We start from the raw sequence: 22,766 nt of genomic DNA on the forward strand, positions 1-22,766 counted from the left end.
TCGAGAATTTACCATATGTTTTGGAAAACTTATGGTAGTACATCAAAATCTTTTTTTGATAAAATTATAATCTAGTACTAAAGTCTACTACTATAACTACACTATACGATAACTACTTTTTAAACTCAAGAATAAAAAAACTTGTGTGTGTACCAACATCAAAGGTTTTATTAATTTTTGCTCTCTTTCCATTATAAGCTATTTTTTATTTTTTTTAAACGCTATCATTCCCAAGGTTTATTGATAATTTCATAAATAACTTCAACAAGAAAAAAACCGCATTTAGCGGTTTTTTTCTTAAAGTTCCATTAATTCCTATTACTTCTCAACTTCATATTGAACGGCTACATCTTGGATATCTTTTATTTCTGTTTTCACAAGCTGGATAATTTTATTTGCATCTGATTTTGATAGTTCATTAGACTTAACCGTTATACGTACATTGCCTTCACTTGCTCTTACAAGCGCTTCATCATACCCTTGTGACTTAATTAACGTCTCTAAAACTTTTTCTTTAGATGAAAGATCGTTTAACTCTCTCAATTCATCATATGCCTTATTTTTTTCTTGTGTTGTTGCCTCTGCTGATGCCACAACAGCTTCTAAATGTTCCTCACGTTCGCTTCTTTGTTCTTCTAATTCTAAACGAAGTGAATCAAAGACACTCTCACTTGATTCGCTTGAAATGATCGTTCCATCCTCCAATTGTTCTTTCCCTTCTCCCATCACATCTTTATCCTCTTCGCTTTTTTCTTGATCGTCTTTCACTAAATCTGTTCCTTTAGCTACTTCTTGATTAATTTGTTCAGGTGTAGCCATATCTTTTGGTGTGTTAATATAATAGATCGAAAGAACAATCACTAAACTCAACATTGTTAATAACCAAACCGTTTGTTTTTTTAACATTCTTAAATCCTCCTTATTTTTAAAAATAAAAATATTTTTTTGGTATGAATAATAATCGTTTTCTAAAACAAACCCCTGTCAATTTTTAGGTTGAACAGCTACTCGATGACTAGGTACATCTAGTGCTCTAGTGACAGCTTCTATGACCATTCTTTCAATCGCTATATTTTCAACCCCTCGTGCCACGACTAGCACACCAGAAATTGTTGGTTTTTCCATGCGGATAACTACAGGTTCCTCTCCATCTCCTTGCCTAATAATAACGACTTGTTCCTCGTTTGTTTGATCATCTACTTGTCTTTCCCCACCTTCTCGATCTGTTTCCTTTGTCGTTTGGTTTTGCGAGATACGATTTTTCTCAAGAACCTTTGAATAAGTAGAATCGACATTCACCATTACCGATACATCCTCTACTCCCGATATTTCCTCTAACATTTTTTTAAGCTGTTCCTCGTATGTTTTCTCATATTGAAAGATCTCTTGCTCTTCTGCTACTGCCCTTTCACTCGGAACTTGCGTGGTTTTCTTTTTTGCTGATTCAGCGATTGAACTGTCTTGATTTTGATCTTCACTATTAGCAAGGTTAATTGACATAAACAGAATCCCAATGAGTAGAACGATTAATAAATATGAAACCTTCTTATTTTTTTCCCCTTCTGTTTTATGAAAACCATTCTTTAATGACTCGAAGAAATTTGATACTTTATTTTTCATTCATCTTCCCACTCCCCTTTCAAAATGAACAGCAATGAGTTGTGAATCGATTTGCCACGTTTGTGATAAAACTTGAATGATTTGATTCTTCTCGGGATGATGTTGATTTTGTTCTTGAGGCCTAGAAACATCTATGTCAATTTCTTCAACCACCTCTATCGATTGATTTTCTACTTCATTTAAGTAAACATCAATTTTGTTAATATCATCTTGTGATTGAATCGGTAGATTTTTTTCTTCTATTTTTATAGAGGTTATTTGAAGATCATAATCTTCTATCAACTCCCTTTCTACCGCCATTTTCATTTGTACAGGCATTTGTTCTAATGTATATGCACGTTGGAAGTCTTGTATTTCTTTTTTCTGATTTTCAATAGAAGTTTTTGTTTGGGAAGTCATCGTGGGGTCGATCGTGTTTTCTGTTATCAATTTTGAGAGATCCATAGAAAACACGTTAAAAATAGGGGAAATAATAATAACCATCAATAGAAGACTGGTGACCATTTTGACATATTTCCTCATGCTTGAACTTGGCAAAAGCATATCAAGAATGATCGCAATTAATATAAATAAAATGATATTAGCAATCCACTCAGATAAAAAGGACACACCATCTCCTCCTATCGGACCATCAAGGACATATTTCCAGCTGCTATAATCACTGTTATACTTAGGAAAAACATTAACGACACAATCGCTAAAGCGGCAAAAATGTAAATAATGCTCTTACTAATAACATCAAGACAAGTAATAACAGGCCCTCCCCCTAGGGGTTGAAGAATAGCCGCTGCAAATTTATAAATAAAAGCAAGCGTTAATACTTTAATAGCAGGAAAAGCAGCAATAAATAATAAAATTAAAGCACCAGCAATTCCTATGGTGTTTTTTAGTAACATTGAAGCACTTAAAACCGTATCGGTAGCATCTGTGAACATTCTCCCAAGAACCGGTATGAAATTCCCTGCTATAAATTTAGCGGTTCGTAACGTTAAGCCATCCGCAACAGCTGAAGAAGCTCCTTGAACAGAAATGACGCCTAAAAATACAGTTAAAAATGTTGCCATAAGACCGATTCCTATATTCCTTAATAGCTGAGCCAACTGAGTAATTTTATATTGATCAGTCAAGGTACTTACAATATAGAGTAGTGCGGATAAAAAGATAAGTGGCAAGACAACCTTTTCTATTAGGATTCCACTCGTATTCATTAAGAAAATAAGAATAGGATGAAAAAAAGAGGCAGATATAACAGCACCTGAAGAAGCCATCAATGCAAGCAATAGCGGGATTAAAGCAATTAAAAAGTTGGTCATCCCTCCAATGGCTTCAAGCGTATAAGAATTTGCCACCTGAAAACTGTTCAAAGCTATAATGATTAACACCATATAAACAATTGAATAGGCAACCTTACTTACAGTGCTTTGTTGAAAAGCATTTTGTAATAACTGCAACATAACACTAAAAATAGTTAAAATAATTAGCATTCCTAAAAGCTTTCCATTCGCTATAATTTCGTGCATGAAAAATCGAAAAAATCCGTTCATCCATTCTTTAGCAGTAAATTCCTTCTCACCTGTTAAAAATTGAGTTAAACTCCCTTTTTGACTTTCAGGTAGAAACCCTCCATATTGATGAATAATATCATTCCAATATTCCGTTATTTCTGTTAAATCTAAACTTTCGACTTGTTGTTCTACTAATTGATCTGTTACATAGGTCTCTTCTTGTTTTAAAGTCTCTTCATCCTCGTTGGCTTGTACACTTACAGGTAAAACGAAAAATAAAATCATTACTACTAATAATAAAAGTGAATATGCAAAATCATAAAACGATAATTTATAAAATTCGCCACTCAACATATCACCTCTCTACTTCTATAAATTAGGAATCATATTAATAATGGTTTCAATTAACACTGTAAGTATTGGAATAGCCATTGTGAGGATAATAATTTTCCCACCTAACTCAATTTTAGAAGCGATCGCCCCTTGTCCAGCATCTTTTGTAATTTGTGAACCAAACTCTGCGATATAAGCAATTCCAATGATTTTCAAAATCGTTTCAACATAAAGGACATTGACATTCGCTTTCGTTGCAAGTGTTTCAATCATATGGATGATTTCAAAGATTTTATCCACTAAAAAAAGAAAAATGACACAGCCAGCAAAAACAACCAACATAAACGCAAACGTTGGCTTTTGTTCTTTCACAATTAAGGAAAGGAAGGTAGCAATTAAACCTAAACCGACGATTTGAATTATTTCAATAACAAATCCCCCCTTAACCTTGAAACAAAAAGACCGCTTTGATCTTCGTGAATAAATCATCTACAATTGATGCCACCATAAATAAAATATAGATAAATCCTATTAGGGTGACCCATTGTGCATATTCTTTTTTTCCCATTTGATCAAGTATCGTGTGCAAAAACGCAACGACAATTCCTATCCCAGCAATTTGGAATATCGTATTAATATCTACACCCATATCACATCCCCCTAATGATCAATTGACCTATATTAATAAGATGACGATCAATAGACCTGATAAAAACCCAAGACTCTTAACCATCTTTTCATACCTAGTCTGTCTTTCAATCGCATCCCCTTCTTCTCGTTCTAGATGATTGAGTGCCAACCTTATGTGTTTTTGTTGGGAGACAATATCATGTTGACCAAGAGTCTTTCCAAACTGAGTCAAAATTTCATATTCTCCTTGTTTAAATGATGTTTGTCTCCAAACTTCTTGTATACTTTCCTCCCATGCATCCATCACATTTGTTTGTTTAGACTGGAGCTTATGAGCGAAAGAATCAAACATCGTTGATAAAGGTTTTGGAATTTGCTTCGCTATTCGCATCGTTGCTTCAATTAAAGGTGTATGCCCGTATAATATCTCTACTTCTAAAGATTGTAGTGCGTTTTTTAAATATCGAAGATGCTTTGGGCGTTCTTTTAGTTGTTTTGCTACTTCAAACCCAATCCAAGTCGTTACCGTTATAATTAAGATGGAGCCAATGAGCTTTAACACCTGGGCATCACACTCAAACTCTTTCCTTCACTATCCATAACTTGTTGAATCGTTCCTGGTCCTTTTCTATTTGATAGTTCAACAACACGATGAAAAACTTTTTCGTCTAAAAGAGGTCTTATTGTTGGCCTTTTCATTAAATCTTTTATACTTTCGCCATGAGCGGTCACAATAATGGTCACTCCTGTATTGACAGCTTCCAACATGGCTTCCGTATCTTCTTTTCTGCCAATCTCATCAACAACAATGCAATCGGGACTCATTGAACGGATGAGCATCATCATCCCTTCTGCCTTTGGACAACTATCAAGCACATCGATCCTCTCACCGAAACAATGTTGCGGAACCCCGTGAACGGATCCTGCAATTTCCGAGCGTTCATCAACAATTCCCACCTTACTGGGAGAAATTAGAGATGACCCTGAACTAATGAATCGTGCTATGTCTCGCAACAATGTGGTTTTTCCTGTTTGTGGGGGGCCGACAATTAGTGTATTCAACCATTTTCTTTCATGTAAAAATGGGATTAATGGATTAGCTATGCCTATTTTTTGCCTAGCTACACGTATATTGAAAGAAGTAATGTAACGTAAGGCTTTGACTTGTCCCTTTTCGATGATGACTTTTCCTGCTAATCCAACTCTGTGTCCTCCCTCTACGGTGATATAGCCTCTTTTCAACTCTTCCTCTAATGTATAAAAGGAATAATCACTTAATTCATTTAAAAGTTGAGTACGATCATTTTGAGAGAAGCGGTAGGAGAACAAATAAGATTTCCCCGATGATATCATTTCGACAGGTCGATTAATTCTTAACCTTATTTCTTCTATTCTATTAAGCAAAGGCTGAGAGAAATGCTCCATTTCTTTTACTAGCTCTTTTGGTAATAATTTGAGCACCTCTTCCACACGCAATCCTCCTGTTCATTCTGGACTTGTTGAACAACCTCTTTTAGGCTTGTTTACTTTAAATGTATGCTACTCCACCCTTATTATGACCGTTAGAATCTTTAAAGTTAGTGATAGATCATATAACATGATATACTTTTCAATTAGCTAGGAAGGAGGATTTGATTTGAAAAAGACAAAAATTTTATTTTGTGGGGCAGGACGTATGGCTACTGCCATCATTTCACGGCTATATATGAATACTTCTTTTGAAATTGTTGTAACGAACCGAACAGATAAAGAAAGACTTGATTGGCTAGAGAAAGAATATAACGTTCAGTCTGTATCGCATTGGAAAGAAGCGATTCATGATTCAGACGTTATCATTCTTGCCATTCCACCAGATATACACAATGAAGTATTATCTGAAATGAACAGTTATATTAATGGTCAATTGATCGTAACAGTTGCTGGAGGTTTTGGTGTCAAAGCATTAGAGAAGGCTTTACCTGAAAAGACTCCAGCCGCTTGGGTGATGCCAAATACCGCGGCTAAACTTGGCGAGTCCATTACCCTTTATACATGTGGTGACGATGTATCGTTAAAAGAAAGAAAGATCCTTAAAGATATTCTTTCCTCAATTGGAGAGTATGAAGAATTTTCAGAAGAACAGGTCAAGAACTTAACAGCGATAACAGGTAGTGCACCTGCCTTCGTTTATTATTTTGCTGAGGCGCTTGTCGAATCAGCCATGTCTTATGGAGTTGAAAAAGATAAAGCAGAAAAGCTTGTCGCTCAAATGATTCATGGTTCTTCTCTTATGCTCAAAAAAGAGCTTAATCCAGTCATGTTACGAGATCAAGTTTCTTCCCCTGGTGGTTCAACATCCGCGGGAATTGACTCTCTACAAAATGATTTGTATAAAAGTATAGTTCACCGTGCCATTACCGAAACAACACGTAAAGCAAAAAAAATAGACAAAGATGAAAAATAGACAAAAAGCAGCCAAAAATAAGGCTGCTTTTGTTTTAAAATAGTTTTGAGAACACACTCACCATCATTATTTTATATAAATATTAGAGCTTATTCCAACATGATTTGATGGCCAAAGACCGGTTCGCGTTCTAGAAGACAAATCAATTCCTACTCTTGAAATACTTTTTATGTTTATATCTTTTTTGTTTCTATAGAAAATATAAATATCTCGTCTTGACAAAGTTGAATTAACATTTAAAAGATCATAGGTCTGACTAGAAGTAAAACCTTTATTTTTTCTTATTTGGCTCCATGCATCAATAAACCCATCATCTAACAACCTTGCGTACTCGGCAGAATCAGGTGAAAATTGCAAATCACCCGTTAGGAGTGCTGGTAACGCTGTATTAAGCGGTCCTCCCAATAATTCATTGATCTGTTCCATGATACTAACAGTCACAAAAGCTAGCTGAGTATTAATGATCCGTACCGTTTTTCCGTTCCTTGATACATCGATGGAAGAGTACGCAGCAAATGGATTATCTGTAAAAGTTTTAGAAACAATATTCGTTATTTTAATGTCTGCTCCTTTACGAACCAAAAAAACATCAAAATCTCTTAAACGAACTCGATTACCATTGGTTGATGGATAAGATTCATCTGCTTTTCCGGCAACTGTTACAAGTTCATAAGGAACGTTCATCTTTTTTTTAACGTGCAAAGTAATATATTTAAGAAGTCCGTTACTACTTTTGACGCTTTTGTTCCTTGAGGTGGAGAAAGAGTCCAGATTGCTACTTCTTGCAAGCCAATAATGTCTGGATTAATTTCTTTTATCTGTTTTGCAATTGCTCTTGCTCTTACTGGAAAATTCGTAGCTGAAAATTGTCGGTAAACTTCTTCCGTGATTTTAGGAAGCTCTTCCTTAGTTGGTGGGGGGAAAAACAACGGTACAATATTTGCTCCTAAATAAAGGTTCCATGTTAAAAAATTTAAATTAAATCCTTTTTGTATCATTAAATCCTCCTTAATAGAGTTCGATTTTGCATTCTTTTATATAATATGTGGTAGTTAACAAAAGGGGGGTGGACGTGTGCGGATTATTCGAAGAATTAGGTACACATTTTTAGATCTATTTTTATTTTGATGCAACTATTTTTTTATTTACAGCCAATTACCATATATCACTCTCAACTCCTATTTCCCCAATCTATGGGGATGACTAGCCTTAAAAATAAAAGTTAAAAGCAAATACTCACACTAAAATCAAGGTGGGTTTTTTCCATTGGTGTATTCGTCTAAGCAAAATAATTAATGTTACATAAAATAAAATTTATAAAAATAGGAGGTAAAAAAAACTGTATATGGATTCATCAACATCAAGTTCAATATGGAATTGATGTTGTTGTTGTTAAATCGGAAACACAACTATCAGTTTCACTCTGGCGGTCTTAAATGAGGAAGCAGAAGCGTTGGAACGAGGTTTACAAATTCAATTTACTTTTACAGACCCTAATGCTCTTGATGACATCGATATTCTCGCCGTCATTGATGCAGAACAAACACCAATTGAGTTCGAGAATGTTTTTTCAGGTCAGACCTAGGCGTGGTTGAACCTAATACAAGTCTAACAACATTGAGTAAGAAAATTTCAAAGTTGTTTTGTTCGTGTTTTTTGTTTGTTTTTTTTAGTTATGAAATTGATTTTCTTTTGAGCATAATAATAAAAAAAGGGTTTATAGTGCGTGTTCAAAAAGTAGGGGGAAAAGGGCCGAGAAGAACGAGGCGACGAAGCTACGAGCACCATAGTGTACGTACAGATGGCGGATCACAGGCTAAAAGCAACCACGTCGTGTGGTTAACGCCTGAGCTATCACATCGTGTGCGTCGAAGGAGCGTAAAAGCAATCCAACAAAGTTATTCAACCGACATTTTTTCAGGACTTTTTGAACAACCTCTTATAATGAATAGATTTTTTAAACTTCACATTAAAAACCGACTCGTTCTCTTTTACCAAAAAGAATGCGAGTCGGTCTATTTGATTGATCACTATGCTCTTGAAACGTAAGAACCGTCTGTTGTGTTAATAATCAAAACATCCCCTTCGTTAACGAAGAAAGGAACGTTAACAGACAAGCCTGTTTCTACTATTGCTGGCTTAGAACCACCGGAAGCTGTATCTCCTTTAATTCCAGGTTCTGTTTCTGTGACCGTTAATTCAACTGTGTTAGGTAACTCCACTCCTAACGTTTCCGCTTCATACATCATAATGGAAACTTCCATGTTTTCCTTTAAAAACTTTAACTCATATTCTATTTGATCTGCTGGCAATTCAATTTGCTCATAGTTGTTCATATCCATGAACACATGCATATTGCCATTAGCATATAAATATTGCATTTTTCTCGTATCAATTTGAGTTTTCCTACTTTTTCACCTGCACGGAACGTTTTTTCTTGAATCGCACCTGTACGGAGATTGCGAAGCTTGGAACGAACAAATGCTGCTCCTTTTCCTGGTTTCACGTGTTGAAAATCAAGTACTCGCCAAATCCCTCCATCTACTTCAATTGTTAATCCCGTTCTAAAATCATTTACAGATATCATGTTAAAATAATCCTCCTAAAATCTATTTACAGTATAATTAACTCTTTTGGTGAATGTGATAACGATTCGTTGCCACTCTCGGTTATCACCGTATCGTCTTCGATTCGAACACCACCTATACCAGGAATATAGATTCCTGGTTCAACCGTAACAACCATCCCCGGAACTAATTCTTCATCTGAACGACTAGAAAGACCCGGTCCTTCATGAACTTCCATACCTAGTCCATGACCAGTTGAATGTCCAAAATAGTCACCATAACCCATTTCAGTTATGTAATCCCTTGTAATCGCATCCGCTTGCTTGCCTGTTAAACCAGGTTTAATTTCCTGCATGCCTTTTAGTTGAGCATTTAAAACGACATCATAGATTTCACGCAATTTTTCGTTTGGTTCACCAACAGCCACTGTTCGTGTAATGTCAGAACAATACCCTTTATAGTAGGCTCCAAAATCGAGTGTCACAAACTCTCCCGACTGAATGGTCTTATCACTTGCAACCCCATGAGGAAGCGCGGAACGATGACCAGAAGCAACAATTTTATCAAACGAGGAAGAAACAGCTCCGTTTTTGCGCATAAAAAATTCTAACTCATTTGATACATCCGTTTCTTTTACACCCGGTTTTATGTATGACAAAATATGATCAAAAGCATCATCTGCTATTTGTACAGCTTCCTTTAATATCTTAATCTCTGCCTCAGACTTAATCAAGCGTAACTTTTCCACCGCTTTTGAAACCGGAGCAAATTGAATATCTTCCATTTCCTCTTTGTAGGCTGAGTAAGTCGCATAGTTAAGTGAATCTTGTTCGAATCCTAATTTTTTAATGCCTGTTTTACCAATAAATTTTGCTACTTCTTTTATAAGAGATTGCTTATGTTCTATGATTTCATACCCTTTTACTTGTTCAGTAGCTTGCTCCATGTAGCGAAAGTCTGTAATAAAAGCTGCATGGTTTTTTGTAATAATTGCCACACCTGATGATCCTGTAAACCCCGTCATATATTGACAATTATAAGAATTCGTAATTAATAACCCCTCTACTTCTAACTCATCTAGGCGCGTTCTTAATCTTTCTAACTTCATTTATTTACTCCCCCTATTCTATTTTTCAGTGCTAATACGGCTAACTTATATCCATAAAAACCCAAACCTATAATTTGGCCAACCGTTACAGGTGCTGTAACAGACTGATGCCGAAATTCTTCTCTGGCATGAATATTAGATAGATGTACTTCAATGACTGGGATAGAAATGCTTGCGATAGCATCACGAATCGCAATGCTATAGTGTGTATACGCTCCAGGATTGATAACCACACCATCAAAAAGCTCTTCACTTTCATGTATCTTATCAATGAGAATCCCTTCTACATTCGATTGAAAAAAAGCAATTTGACATTGATTCGATTTTGCAAACTGCCTGAGTTCTTTTTCTAAATCTATTAACGTTTTTGCACCATAATGATTCGGTTCTCGAACACCTAACCTATTTAAATTAGGACCATTAATTACCAAAAACTCACTCACCCAATTGCTACCTCCTGAAAAAGAAAAAAGTAGAATGCACAGATAAGAACATTCTACCATACTCTATTTGCATTCTCATTATTGTTCCACTTCTTTTCCTTGATGATTTTGAATTTCATTCGCTTCAAAAGAGATAGAATAACCTACAAAGACGCCAAAAAGTAAATAGGTGCAAATAGTTGTTACATTCGTATTAATCCCTATTTTTGTAATCGGCTCCATATCTGGAAATAACGGCTTTAATACAATGAAAACAAAGCCCCATAATACAAGCCCATACATTGCACCGACCCATATAGACTGAAACCTTTTTAACGTTACATAGTACAATAATGCAACTAAAATACTAACTAATCCAATCGCTAGAATTCCTAACAAGTGCCCCAGTGTTTCATATTTCCAATCACCAACGGCAAAGGGAATAAGAATCATATTGGGACCAATTGACGTAAAATTAAAAATATGCGCAACATAAGCTAAAAAACTCCAAAAGACACCACCAAAAAAACCAGTAATCATCACACGGCTAACAAACGATAAAGGTGGCTCTTGTTTATTTTGCTCAAGCTGACCTTCCTGCTTTCCTTTTTCACGACTTTTTTGAACTTCTTGTTGATTGGTCATATGTAGTCACCTCACAAATAGTATGTCCGAAAAAAAGACGAGCATGACAGTAGATAAAAATGACTATTTTACAATTTATTTGTCCATACTATAGGTTATAAGCATCGAAACTACCAAAAGAATAAAAGGATTATTTACTAGAGGTTTACAGAAAACTCTTGTAGAATATATACTATTAAGATTCATATAATCTAACTTAGAACCTTTAAGTGCGTGTTCAAAAAGTAGGGAGAAAAGGGCCGAGAAGAACGAGGCGACTCCTTAAAGGAACGCAGGCTAAGTTCAGTCACGTCCTGTGTCAACGCCTGCGCTAGCCCGTCCTGGGCATCGAAGCACCACAGTGTACGTTCAGATGACGGATCACAGGCTAAAAGCAACCACGTCGCGCGAGTTAACGCCTGCGCTAGCACATCGTGTGCGCCTGAGGAGTGGAATAGCGAGACAACAAAGTTATTCGACAGCAATTTTCCATGACTTTTTGAACAACCTCTTTAAGTGAAGATACACTGAAAAAGAAGGTAGGTAGGTGTCAAATGACAAATGAAAGCAAACCTGTTTATGGGGGGCAAGCAGTGATTGAGGGCGTTATGTTTGGCGGGAAAAACCATTACGTAACAGCAATCAGACGAAATGATCAAACATTGGATTATTTTCATCTTCCAAGAAAACAGCAACCCATTTTATCATTCTTCAAAAAGATTCCTTTTTTAAGAGGGATTGTTGCCATATTAGAAGCTAGTGCAAATGGGTCGAAGCACTTAAATTTCTCATCAGAGCGTTATGATGTGGACCCAAGTGAAGATTCAACGATTGAAGAGAACCAGCAACAATCAAAGTTAACATTGATTTTAGGTATTGCCGTTGTTGGAATTTTATCGTTCATATTTGGGAAAGTCATATTCACTTTAGTACCTGTTTTTTTTAGCGGAACTCTTTAAGCCTATTTTCCCAAGTGATTCAGCACAAGTCTTTATTGAAAGTCTGTTTAAACTTTGTTTACTTTTGGGCTATATTTACGCGATTTCTTTTACACCTTTGATTAAACGCGTCTTTCAATATCATGGTGCCGAACATAAAGTGATTAATACTTATGAAAATAATCTTTCTCTAACTGTTGAGAATGTTCAAAAACAAACAAGGCTTCATTATCGATGTGGGAGTAGTTTTATTTTATTTACAGTGATTGTTGGGTTCTTTATCTATTTACTCGTACCAACCGATCCTCTTTGGCTTCGGGTTGTGAATAGATTGGCTTTAATTCCTATTGTTTTAGGCGTCTCATTTGAGGTTTTACAATGGACGAATAAATTGCGTGAGATTCCTTTTCTTAAGTTTCTTGGCTACCCAGGTTTATGGCTACAATTATTAACAACAAAAGAACCAAATGATGATCAAGTTGAAGTGGCGATTGCTAGTTTTAATGCATTACTTAAACTAGAAGAAAAATCTGCACAAGAACAAATTAACCTTAAAGATACACAAATTGGGTAGGATTTATTTAGAAAACGACATAAATTTGGTCTGAGAATGCTAGATTTTTAACTCTTTCAATAAAGCTGTTGGGTGGAGGTGGCTTACATTGAATAAAATAATAACCTATTGGATTTTTTTACTGATTATTTCTTTAGCAACCATTGGTTTGCTGTTTTCAATCCTGTATGATACGAAAAATTTTTTTAGTACACTATTAGTATGGATAATTGTGATTAGCATTATTTTCTTAGTGATCAGATTTATTATGAGCAAAAACAAAGGAACGGAATATCAATCCTTTGTTAAAGCTGCAAAAAAATCAAAAAAACGACATAATAAGAATAGACCTTCTGTTAAAAGAAGAGAATTTAACAAGAAGCTCAACTCCTGCCATTAGAAAACGTCGAGATCATAGTCATTTAACTGTCATCGAAGGGAAAAAAGGCAAGAAAAAAAATAAGGCTCTTTTTTAAAATGTGTAAAATCTAATATGTCCACCTTAAAAAGAAATCGGTTGTTTTTCGGTACCCTAAATTGATTAACACCGATTTTTTTTTCGTCTGTCAAATCAAATTCTGTTGTTAAAGAGTGATCCATTGGGATAAACACAATGTTCTGTTCATGCCTTCTTGATATATGCCTTGCGTCATGCGCGTCCTTCATTGTCGTAAATAAAGCTCCAAACATCTCAAAAGCATTAGTAATTTTATTTCCTGGCATTTCTTCTGAATTTTGACTAAGTTTAATACCTAAAACAGGTCGCTGCCTCTTTTCTTCATCGAAAAGCCATATTGGAAAATTACTTAACACACCGCCGTCCACAATAATATGTTCTTCTCCTTTATTGACTAGTTTTACCGGACGAAAGAAGTAAGGTAAACTACAACTCATTCGAACAGCCCTAGCAACAGAAAATTGATTTGGATTCAGACCATAGCTTGATAAGTCATCAGGAAAAACGACTAAATTCCCTCTCGTTAAATCTGATGCAATTATTTTCAAACGATTGTGAGGCAAGTCAGCAAAAGTATAAATTCCTTTTTTATTTAAGCAAACACGAAGCCATTTTTCTAGCTCTTCTCCCTTATACAAGCCCAATTTCCAATAAAACAGCAGCCATTTCGTAAATCGAAGAGGCCAAATTTTGTGATGTCCATTTAAAAAATTCTCCACTACAATATCTTCCATTAATTTCTCTATTTCTATGCTTGAATAACCTGCAGCAATAAATGAGGAGATAATTGATCCTGCACTCGTTCCAGCTAACCTAACATATCGAAACCCCTGCTCTTCAACAGCTTTAAGAGCTCCAATTAAAGCAAATCCCTTGATGCCTCCTCCCGAAAAAACACCATCAATGTCCATTGAAATCCCCCCATACGTTACTTAACACTATTTTAAGTAAAGGTTATAGGAAAAAGACCTTTTTCACACGAAAAAAGATGAACATCTTGGAAATCAAGTCTGTCCACCTTTTTAATATCTGCATCACTAATATTTATTCTTTCTCATTTCTTGTTTGAACTTCTTTAAGGGAATTCACTCTCTGGTCATCTTCTTCAAAATAATCTACGAGATCTCCAATTCGTGCGATGGCATCCCAACTAATATGATGCTCAATTCCTTCCACATCATTATAAATTTTGTCCTCTTGCACACCAATGATTCTCATAAACTTTTCTAACAACTCATGGCGATATACAAGACGTTCACCAATCTTTTTCCCCTTTGCTGACAAGGCTAATCCTCTATATCGTTCATAATTAAGATAGTCATCTTTATCTAGTTTTTGAACCATTTTTGTAACGGAGGAGGGATGTACAGACAAAGCATCTGCAATGTCCGATACACGGGCGTATCCTTTATCCTGAATGAGTAAATAAATTTGTTCTATATAATCCTCCATGCTCGGTGTTGGCATGTAATTCCCTCCCATAAAGGTATTGTTCATCATTAACTGTTATGCAAGGTAAGCTAGTTAACCTTCATTTATGTATAAATATTTGTTAACCTTTCAATCTATTCATTATGTAGTTTTAAGAGGTTGTTCAAAAAGTCCTGAAAAAATGTCGGTTGAATAACTTTGTTGGATTGCTTTTACGTTCCTTCGACGCACACGATGTGCTAGCGCAGGCGTTAACCAAACGACGTGGTTGCTTTTAGCCTGTGTTCCGTCATCTGTACGTACACTGTGGTGCTTCGATGCCCAGGACGGGCTAGCGCAGGCGTTAACCACAGGACGTGACTGAACTTAGCCTGCGTTCCTTTAAGGAGTCGCCTCGTTCTTCTCGGCTCTTTTTCCCTACTTTTTGAACACACACTTTAAGTAATTGTATTTATTTTTTGTTGAGTCATAAAAGCTGGAAAGCGCTTTTAGTCAACCAACTAAAGTTTACACTACATCAAATAGCAAAGCAAGTTGTTATTGATGATCCTTCTTTTACATGGAAAAGGAATCGAGATGGCTCGATTCCTTTCAATAATTATCACAGTCCACATTTAAGCTGAGCGCCACACTTCACACATGTGTTGCAACCACCAACTTCTTCTACCGTTCCTTTGCGACAAACAGGACAAGTGTTCCCTACTTCATTTCCAATCAATACATTTGTAGAACGTACATCTTGCACCGTGTTCATTAAGACCACTTTTTCTGTTTTTTTGTCAAACACCATTTCATCCATCGTATTTTCTTCTGCCTTAAGCGTTAAAACTTGTGAATCACGACTACCATCAACGTAGACTGTCCCGCCTTTGGCACCGCCTTTATACAAACGTTCATAAACCTTCTCAACTTGTTCTACTGAATAACCTCTAGGCGCATTAACCGTTTTACTAATGGAGCTGTCAATCCACCTTTGAATCACACATTGAACATCTGCATGAGCTTCGGGAGATAAATCCATTGAGGATATAAACCAATGTGGTAAGTTTTCTGGATCAACCTCTCTGTTAGCAGATAAATATTCTTGTACTATATCCGCTTTTACTTCAATAAACTTTCCTAAACGACCGCTCCGATAATAAGAGAAAGAAAAATATGGTTCTAATCCAGTCGAGACACCAACCATTGTTCCAGTTGAACCTGTCGGCGCAACAGTTAGGAGATGTGAGTTACGAATTCCATGCTCCAAAATTTGTTCTCTGATTGCATGAGGCATTTTTTGCATATAACCCGATTCAGTAAAAGCGGTTCTCAAACGAGCCGTTTCTTCATCGCTCTTACCTACTAAAAATGGAAAGCTCCCTTTTTCCTTCGCCAATTCAACTGAAGCTTGATAAGCTGTTGTCGCAATCGTTTCAAATACTTGGTCAATTAATTGGTTTCCTTCTTCTGAACCATACTCTGTTTCACAATATATGAGGAGATCATGTAACCCCATAACACCAAGACCTAGCCTTCTTTCTCCTAAAGCTTGTTGTTTATTTTCTTCTAGAAAGTAAGGAGTGGCATCAATAACGTTATCTTGAAGTCTTACTCCAACTGAAACCGTCTCTTTTAGTTTTTCAAAATCCACTTTTTTATTTTGTTTATCCGCCATTTCAGCCAAGTTAATCGCTGCGAGGTTGCACACAGAAAATGGCGCTAGAGGTTGTTCACCGCATGGATTAGTTGCTACAACTTTTTGTCCATAACTTTTAGCATTCGTCATTTCATTTGCATTGTCAATAAAGAAAATACCTGGTTCAGCAGAATAAGTGGCGCAAATGTTAATTAAATTCCAAAGCTCTTTTGCTTTAATTTCACGATACGTGCGAATCGCATATCCCATGCCTTCCCACTCTCTGACATCCCCAACTTCATGCCACTTTTCGTTATAATCCTTCATTTCTTCTTTGGTATACTTTTCAACATCAGGAAAACGCAGCTTGTACATATCGTCATTTTCAACTGCCTGCATAAATTCCTTTGTTAAACAAATCGATATATTAGCACCTGTTAAGAAATCCTCTTGGTGTACACTATACTTTCCACCTTCACGTAGCATGGATTCTGCTTCAGCAATCACCTGCTCCGTAAATCCTCCTTGACCAGGAACAGCCTTGAAATTGACAATGCCTTGGTACATGTCTCTCTCTTGCTCCTTGAGAGGTGTAAATTTCAATTTATCTTGAGCTGCTTTCTTGATTTGATCATCGTTTGTACTTTCAACTAAAAAGCGTAAAATTTTTGGGTTTTGCATCTTTGAAATAATAAACTCAATGATATCAGGATGCCAGTCCGTTAACATAATCATTTGTGCACCTCTACGTGAACCTCCTTGTTCGACAAGGTGCGTCAACTTGGCAATATCATCTAGCCATGAAACGGAACCAGAAGACTTTCCATTAACCCCTTTAGCTAACGTATTTCGAGGTCTTAGCGTTGAACCATTTGTTCCTACTCCGCCTCCCCGACTCATAATTTCCATTACTTTTTTCCTATGTTCTGAAATACCTTCTCGTGAATCTTGAATATAGGGCATCACATAACAGTTAAAATACGTTACATCTGTACCAGTTCCCGCCCCATAAAGAACACGACCTGCTGGAATAAAATTTTTATTTTTTAATTGTTGGTAAAACTTTTCATACCATTCATTCTTTTTCTCTTCCGTATTTTCTACTGCTGCTAATCCCGTTGCATTCCTCCTAGCAATTTGTTCATAAAAAATTTCTAAAGGCTTTTCAATGACATTTAGCGACCGTTTAATTATCCCTGTCTCTATTTCTTCTTGCGTGTCTAATGAATGACGAAATTCTTCCTCTACTAAGACAGTAGCGGTTTTCTCAAGCCAATCAATCGCTTGGATGATTCCTAATCCTCTCGCAGGAAATTTCGGATCTTCTTTTATCGTTAACACAACAAAATCCCCACTTGTTAACGTAAGTTTCTCCGTATCCTTAAAAGAATATCGATCGATCATCACGAGTCGAGAAACACCGCTGTGGGTAATCTTCATGTCTTCTTCTATAGGGTGAACTTGCGAAAATTGACGAATGTCCTTGTTTAGTTTGTTCACATCAATGGTATTCTTTATTATTTCTTTCACAGCCATGACCAAAACGCTCCTTTATCAATCTATACAATAAAAATCAATATGTCGTATTATAGATGATAGTATATCACAACATATTGATTGTAGGTAGATCTTTTTTTAAGAAAAATAGATCTATTTCATTATGTAAATCGACCATTAAATGCAATTGTTTAACGTTTAAAATTCCATTCATCACTTGCATATTTTTCTTTAGCTAACTTTTGTACATAAAATTTTTCTTTTTCATTTAATTCGTAAGGTTCGAGGTTAATATTCAATCCTAGTTCGAACCCTTTTTTAAATGCTGTTTTAGCTTCGTTGATAGAAATCTCCCTTTTAGCCAAATCATTTGTTGCTACTGCTTTATTTTTAAACCCTTGTTTCATTCGTTCTTTCACACGTTCATTAGGGAAGTTGAATAGATCGAACAATTGATCCTCATCCATATTTAATAAAATGGATCCATGTTGTAAAATCACACCTTTTTGTCTCGTTTGCGCACTACCTGCTACTTTTCTCCCTTCTACAATCAATTCATACCAAGATGAAGCATCAAAACATACAGAAGAGCGTGGGTTTTTCAATCCTCTTTTTTCTTCTTCAGAGCGAGGAATGGAGAACTCTGCTTTTAATCCTAATTGACGAAATCCTTCTAAAATGCCCTCAGAAATGACGCGATAAGCCTCAGTCACAGTTTTGGGCATTTGTTCATGTTCTTCATGGACAATGACACTATACGTCAGTTCTTGATCGTGTAAAACGCCTCTTCCCCCTGTTGGACGACGAACAAAACCTAACTTCTGATCCTTCACTGCTTGAAAGTTAATTTCTTTTTTTGCTTTCTGAAAATAACCAATCGATAAAGTCGCAGGATTCCATCCATAAAAACGGATAGTCGGCGGTATCAACCCCTGACTATGCCAATCTAATAGTGCTTCATCTAACGCCATATTAAACTCAGGAGAGCAATAACCGGAATCAATATATCTCCACGTTTCTTTTTCCATTATAATCACCTTCTTTTTGGGACTTTTCCGTTCATTTACTATAGCCAAATCACTTTTATATGTAAAATAAATAGATTCATGGTTGCAACCGATGACAATTTCATTAAGGTTTTATATAATAGAACGTGGGCTTTAACATTTGACTTAAAAAATACCACTTAACATACATTACTGTAAGGAGCGAAATGATTCAATGGAAATTTTATTAATACTTGTTGGTGCTTTACTCATTTATTTACTTGGAACTTTTCTATACCAAAGAAGACTCCTAAAAAGACTTACACAAGAGGAATTTATTGAAGGCTATCGTAAAGCACAGCTCATTGATGTTAGAGAGCCGAACGAATATAAAGCGGGGCATATTTTAGGTGCAAGAAATATACCAATGTCTCAATTACGTCAACGTTATCAAGAAATCCGCCCGGATCAACCTGTCTACTTATATTGCCAAAATACGACTCGTAGCGGAAGAGCTGCGCAAATGCTTCGTAAAAAAGGCATTAAAGACTTGTATACATTAAAAGGCGGATTTAGATCGTGGACAGGGAAGGTTAAATTCCCTAAGAAATAACATAGCTAAAATTCAATTTTCTATTGAAAACACAAAGCTCTGTAGAAGGATGCTTTTATCCCTTTTACAGAGCCGCCTAAAAACACATGCAATGGTCACAACCTTTATTCTATTACACTTCTCACTCTAACTTAAAGAATTAAATACAACTAGCACTTGTGGACTACTACCTATACTAAATGTTTGGAACGCTTTGAATGAAGAGACATTAATAATAGTTAGTACATGTTATGTACTAACTTTAAAAAGGGTTCCAAACAGGCGCTAATAATTAAAAATAGACAGGTAAGAGCACAAGGCCAAAAACCACTCCGTTTTATATCATCTTTCACTTTTTACATCTCACTACATTTTCCTTCTACTTTTGCAAACTCCACAAATCTCAGGTGGAACAGACGTATTACATTTATTATTTTTAAAGAAATTATCATCATCATCAACAATATCCACTTGGTTGTTAACGACACAGTTAGAGACAATTTGATTATTTGTTGATGACTCTTCTAAGGAGATTCCCCTCTCCTCATTGAATATAGGTAATAGTCTGATAGATGAGAGTAAAGAAGATATAAAAAACCCCTTGTATGAAAAACATTCACACAAAGGGTTACTTTCTTATTCTTACTTCTTTTGATATCTTAACACTGGCTTTCTTGCTGCTTTCGTTTCATCTAAACGTTTTATCACAGTTGTATAAGGAGCTTCCTGAACAACTTCTGGGGATTCCTCTACTTCCTTAGCAATTTGAATCATCACATCAATAAACTCATCTAACGTCTCCTTTGATTCGGTTTCCGTAGGTTCGATCATCATACATTCCTCGACGTTTAGTGGGAAATAGATGGTCGGCGGATGAAAGCCAAAATCCAGGAGTCGTTTAGCAATATCAAGTGTTCGTACTCCAAGCTTTTTCTGCCTTCTCCCTGATAGGACGAATTCATGCTTACAATGCTGATCATACGGTAAATCGTAGTAAGGAGCTAGCTTTCTCATCATGTAGTTAGCATTTAAAACTGCGTTTTCCGTAACAGCCTTTAAGCCATCAGGCCCCATTGAACGGATATACGTATACGCCCTGACATTAATACCAAAATTACCATAATAAGGTTTCACCCGTCCAATTGAGTCAGGACGGTCATAATCAAACATGAATTGATCATCTTTTTTCACCAATACTGGCTTTGGCAAAAATGATCTTAAATCTTCTTTTACACCAACAGGTCCCGATCCGGGTCCCCCACCACCGTGCGGACCAGTAAAGGTTTTATGAAGGTTTAAATGGACAACATCAAAACCCATATCTCCTGGTCTTGCCTTACTTAACACAGCGTTCAAATTAGCACCATCATAGTATAGTTTTCCGCCAGCCTCGTGTACGATATTTGCCATTTCGACAATCTCTCGTTCGAATAATCCTAAAGTATTTGGGTTTGTTAACATTAAAGCAGCTGTATCCTCACCGACGACCCGCTTTAAATCTTCTAAGTCTACAAGACCATTTCCTCCTGATTTCACCGTTACGGTTTCAAACCCTGCTACGGTTGCTGAAGCGGGATTGGTTCCATGAGTGAATCAGGAATAATCACCTTCGTTCTTTTCGTATCACCATTAGCTTCATGGAATGCCCGAATAATCATTAAGCCCGTCCATTCACCATGTGCCCCAGCAGCAGGTTGAAGCGTAACTTCATCCATCCCTGTAATCTCTTGTAAATGAACTTGGAGATCGTACATAAGCTCAAGTGAACCTTGTACCGTCTCTTCTTCTTGCAACGGATGAATAGAAGAAAAGCCTGGTATTCTAGCAATATGCTCGTTGATTTTTGGGTTGTATTTCATCGTACAAGATCCAAGTGGATAAAAGCCTGAATCAACCCCGTGATTTCGTTTCGATAAAGCAGTATAATGACGCATTATATCAAGCTCAGATACTTCTGGTAAGCTTGCAGGCTCTTTTCGTATAAATTGATTAGGGAGAACGTCGCTAAGGTCAACTGTTTCAACATCTAACTCAGGTAAACTATATCCTATACGACCTGGCTTACTCACTTCAAAGATCAGCGATTGTTGTTGGTTATTCATGACGATCCCCCATTTCTTTTAAAAATTCACTAATTTGTTCCTTCGTCCGTTGCTCCGTAACAGCGATAAGCATATGGTTTTCTAACTCTGGATAATCACGTCCAAGATCATATCCACCGATCCAACCTTTCTTAATCAATTTTTGATTGACTTTTTTAATAGAAGAAGGAAGTTTGACAACAAACTCGTTAAACATCGGGCCAGAGTAAACAACGTTTAACCCTATCTTTTTAGCCAATGTTTTAGCGAAATGGGCTTTTTGAATATTTTGAAAGGCAATTTCCTTTACTCCTTCTTTTCCAAGCGCTGTCATCGCCACACTTGACGCTAGTGCATTTAACGCTTGGTTAGAGCATATATTTGACGTAGCCTTGTCTCTTCTAATATGCTGCTCCCTCGCTTGTAAGGTTAACACGAAACCTCGATTTCCTAATTCGTCAGTCGTTTCTCCAACCAGTCTACCCGGGACTTTTCTCATCAGCTTTTTAGTGACCGCAAAATACCCACAATGTGGACCACCATACTGAGCAGGAATCCCAAAAGGTTGTGTATCCCCTACTACAATATCAGCTTTAAACTCACCAGGAGGAGTCAGCGCTCCTAAAGAAAGAGGATTTGCAGAAACGACGAATAAAGCTTTTTTACTATGAACAATCGACTCAATCTCATCAAGTCTTTCTATTTGACCAAAAAAGTTAGGGTATTGAACAATAACAGCTGCTACATCGTCATCCATTTCTTTTTCTAGATGGTTTTGATCGGTAACCCCATTATCATGAGATATCTCAATCACTTCAATATTTTGCCCTTTTGCATACGTAGACAAAACGGCTCTTGATTCTGGATGAACCACTTTTGAGACAAGGACTTTTTTCTTTTTCGTATGACCAGCTGCCAGCATAGCTGCTTCTGCTAATGAAGTTCCTCCATCATACATGGAGGAGTTGGCAATATCCATCCCTGTAAGCTCACAAACCATCGTTTGAAATTCAAATATAGCTTGAAGCTCCCCTTGAGATATTTCAGGCTGATAAGGAGTATAAGCTGTGTAAAATTCCGAACGAGATAACACATGATCCACTATGACAGGAGTATAATGATCGTAAACTCCAGCACCCAAAAAGGAAGGGTGCGTGCGTAAGTCTTTATTTTTTCCCGCAAGTTTTGTTAACTCTTTTACTAATTCCGTTTCTGACTTTGCTTTTTTAATATTGTATGGTCCTGTATAGCGAACGTCTTCAGGTATATCCGCAAACAATTCGTCTATATATTCGATGCCTATTTCTTTTAACATGTCCTGTTGGTCTTGCTCTGTCATTGGTAAGTAACGATGCTTCATG

21 protein-coding genes and 4 pseudogenes are annotated in these 22,766 nt (G+C 36.4%); 5 read left to right on the plus strand and 20 right to left on the minus strand.

Features of this window, described 5'->3' with window-relative positions; all coding sequences use genetic code 11:
• Positions 1–318 precede the first annotated feature (318 nt).
• The 8 genes from LC087_RS07155 to spoIIIAA form a co-directional block, all read right to left on the minus strand.
• On the minus strand, positions 319–906 hold the full coding sequence (locus LC087_RS07155; protein ID WP_226540012.1) for a SpoIIIAH-like family protein: 588 nt from the start codon (positions 904–906) through the stop codon (positions 319–321).
• A gap of 78 nt (positions 907–984) precedes the next feature.
• A complete protein-coding gene (gene spoIIIAG, locus LC087_RS07160; protein ID WP_226540010.1) occupies positions 985–1,620 on the minus strand; it encodes a stage III sporulation protein AG in 636 nt (211 codons plus the stop codon).
• Complete coding sequence (spoIIIAF, locus tag LC087_RS07165; RefSeq protein ID WP_226540008.1) at positions 1,621–2,229, minus strand: stage III sporulation protein AF; 609 nt, start codon at positions 2,227–2,229, stop codon at positions 1,621–1,623.
• Between the two features lie 11 nt (positions 2,230–2,240).
• Complete coding sequence (spoIIIAE, locus tag LC087_RS07170) at positions 2,241–3,476, minus strand: stage III sporulation protein AE (RefSeq protein ID WP_226540006.1); 1,236 nt, start codon at positions 3,474–3,476, stop codon at positions 2,241–2,243.
• A gap of 18 nt (positions 3,477–3,494) precedes the next feature.
• The gene (gene spoIIIAD / locus LC087_RS07175; RefSeq protein ID WP_226540003.1) at positions 3,495–3,947 is read right to left on the minus strand and encodes a stage III sporulation protein AD; all 453 of its coding nucleotides are present in this window, start codon (positions 3,945–3,947) and stop codon (positions 3,495–3,497) included.
• Complete coding sequence (spoIIIAC, locus tag LC087_RS07180) at positions 3,901–4,107, minus strand: stage III sporulation protein AC (protein WP_226540001.1); 207 nt, start codon at positions 4,105–4,107, stop codon at positions 3,901–3,903. Before spoIIIAC ends, spoIIIAD begins: the two co-directional genes overlap by 47 nt.
• Positions 4,108–4,134: 27 nt before the next feature.
• Positions 4,135–4,650 carry a stage III sporulation protein SpoIIIAB gene (spoIIIAB, locus tag LC087_RS07185; protein ID WP_226539999.1) on the minus strand — a complete coding sequence of 172 codons (516 nt, stop codon included), beginning with the start codon at positions 4,648–4,650 and terminating at the stop codon, positions 4,135–4,137.
• Positions 4,644–5,558 (minus strand): stage III sporulation protein AA, encoded by a 915-nt coding sequence (gene spoIIIAA / locus LC087_RS07190; RefSeq protein ID WP_226539998.1) that lies wholly within the window; start codon positions 5,556–5,558, stop codon positions 4,644–4,646. The genes spoIIIAB and spoIIIAA overlap by 7 nt, the downstream gene beginning before the upstream one ends.
• 166 nt (positions 5,559–5,724) lie before the next feature.
• Between spoIIIAA and proC the strand changes: the two genes are divergently transcribed.
• The gene (proC, locus tag LC087_RS07195) at positions 5,725–6,531 is read left to right on the plus strand and encodes a pyrroline-5-carboxylate reductase (protein ID WP_226539997.1); all 807 of its coding nucleotides are present in this window, start codon (positions 5,725–5,727) and stop codon (positions 6,529–6,531) included.
• Between the two features lie 66 nt (positions 6,532–6,597).
• On the opposite strand, the gene LC087_RS07200 is transcribed toward proC, so the two are convergent.
• Both LC087_RS07200 and LC087_RS07205 read right to left on the minus strand, forming a co-directional pair.
• Positions 6,598–7,215, minus strand: coding sequence for an exonuclease/endonuclease/phosphatase family protein (locus LC087_RS07200; protein WP_306020472.1), 618 nt, complete (start codon positions 7,213–7,215; stop codon positions 6,598–6,600).
• Complete coding sequence (locus LC087_RS07205; RefSeq protein WP_306020474.1) at positions 7,212–7,529, minus strand: endonuclease/exonuclease/phosphatase family protein; 318 nt, start codon at positions 7,527–7,529, stop codon at positions 7,212–7,214. The genes LC087_RS07200 and LC087_RS07205 overlap by 4 nt, the downstream gene beginning before the upstream one ends.
• A 455-nt stretch (positions 7,530–7,984) precedes the next feature.
• On the opposite strand from LC087_RS07205, the gene LC087_RS07210 reads away from it, so the two are divergent.
• Positions 7,985–8,116, plus strand: coding sequence for a hypothetical protein (locus LC087_RS07210; protein ID WP_264189876.1), 132 nt, complete (start codon positions 7,985–7,987; stop codon positions 8,114–8,116).
• A 445-nt stretch (positions 8,117–8,561) separates the two neighbouring features.
• On the opposite strand, the pseudogene efp reads toward LC087_RS07210, so the two are convergent.
• The 4 genes and pseudogenes from efp to LC087_RS07230 form a co-directional block, all read right to left on the minus strand.
• Positions 8,562–9,118: pseudogene (gene efp, locus LC087_RS07215) on the minus strand (elongation factor P).
• 26 nt (positions 9,119–9,144) lie between these two features.
• Positions 9,145–10,206: a M24 family metallopeptidase gene (locus LC087_RS07220; RefSeq protein WP_226539994.1), complete on the minus strand. Its 1,062-nt coding sequence runs from the start codon at positions 10,204–10,206 to the stop codon at positions 9,145–9,147.
• Positions 10,203–10,649 carry a type II 3-dehydroquinate dehydratase gene (aroQ, locus tag LC087_RS07225; RefSeq protein WP_226539993.1) on the minus strand — a complete coding sequence of 149 codons (447 nt, stop codon included), beginning with the start codon at positions 10,647–10,649 and terminating at the stop codon, positions 10,203–10,205. The genes LC087_RS07220 and aroQ overlap by 4 nt, the downstream gene beginning before the upstream one ends.
• 78 nt (positions 10,650–10,727) lie before the next feature.
• Positions 10,728–11,273 carry a YqhR family membrane protein gene (locus LC087_RS07230; RefSeq protein WP_226539992.1) on the minus strand — a complete coding sequence of 182 codons (546 nt, stop codon included), beginning with the start codon at positions 11,271–11,273 and terminating at the stop codon, positions 10,728–10,730.
• Positions 11,274–11,806: 533 nt separating this feature from the next.
• Between LC087_RS07230 and LC087_RS07235 the strand changes: the two are divergent.
• Together LC087_RS07235 and LC087_RS07240 are read left to right on the plus strand one after the other, a co-directional pair.
• Positions 11,807–12,764, plus strand: a pseudogene (locus tag LC087_RS07235) (DUF1385 domain-containing protein).
• Positions 12,765–12,852: 88 nt separating this feature from the next.
• The gene (locus LC087_RS07240) at positions 12,853–13,143 is read left to right on the plus strand and encodes an SA1362 family protein (protein WP_306020478.1); all 291 of its coding nucleotides are present in this window, start codon (positions 12,853–12,855) and stop codon (positions 13,141–13,143) included.
• An 88-nt stretch (positions 13,144–13,231) separates the two neighbouring features.
• Here LC087_RS07240 and LC087_RS07245 read toward each other — a convergent pair.
• The 4 genes and pseudogenes from LC087_RS07245 to LC087_RS07260 form a co-directional block, all read right to left on the minus strand.
• A pseudogene (locus LC087_RS07245) lies at positions 13,232–14,111 on the minus strand (patatin-like phospholipase family protein).
• Between the two features lie 133 nt (positions 14,112–14,244).
• Positions 14,245–14,667: a transcriptional regulator MntR gene (gene mntR / locus LC087_RS07250; RefSeq protein ID WP_226539986.1), complete on the minus strand. Its 423-nt coding sequence runs from the start codon at positions 14,665–14,667 to the stop codon at positions 14,245–14,247.
• 565 nt (positions 14,668–15,232) lie between these two features.
• Positions 15,233–17,785, minus strand: coding sequence for a vitamin B12-dependent ribonucleotide reductase (locus tag LC087_RS07255; RefSeq protein WP_226539985.1), 2,553 nt, complete (start codon positions 17,783–17,785; stop codon positions 15,233–15,235).
• A gap of 152 nt (positions 17,786–17,937) precedes the next feature.
• A complete protein-coding gene (locus LC087_RS07260; protein ID WP_226539984.1) occupies positions 17,938–18,774 on the minus strand; it encodes a lipoate--protein ligase family protein in 837 nt (278 codons plus the stop codon).
• Positions 18,775–18,967: 193 nt separating this feature from the next.
• Here LC087_RS07260 and LC087_RS07265 point away from each other — a divergent pair, with 193 nt between their 5' ends.
• On the plus strand, positions 18,968–19,345 hold the full coding sequence (locus LC087_RS07265; protein WP_226539983.1) for a rhodanese-like domain-containing protein: 378 nt from the start codon (positions 18,968–18,970) through the stop codon (positions 19,343–19,345).
• A 621-nt stretch (positions 19,346–19,966) separates the two neighbouring features.
• Here the strand turns inward: LC087_RS07265 and gcvPB are convergent.
• Both gcvPB and gcvPA read right to left on the minus strand, forming a co-directional pair.
• Positions 19,967–21,426 (minus strand): annotated as a pseudogene (gcvPB, locus tag LC087_RS07270) (aminomethyl-transferring glycine dehydrogenase subunit GcvPB).
• The gene (gene gcvPA / locus LC087_RS07275) at positions 21,419–22,765 is read right to left on the minus strand and encodes an aminomethyl-transferring glycine dehydrogenase subunit GcvPA (RefSeq protein WP_226539981.1); all 1,347 of its coding nucleotides are present in this window, start codon (positions 22,763–22,765) and stop codon (positions 21,419–21,421) included. Before gcvPA ends, gcvPB begins: the two are co-directional and overlap by 8 nt.
• Position 22,766: the final 1 nt, after the last annotated feature.

Source organism: Bacillus carboniphilus (assembly GCF_020524035.2).
In the GTDB taxonomy this organism is placed as follows: Bacteria; Bacillota; Bacilli; order Bacillales; family JAIVKR01; genus Bacillus_CC.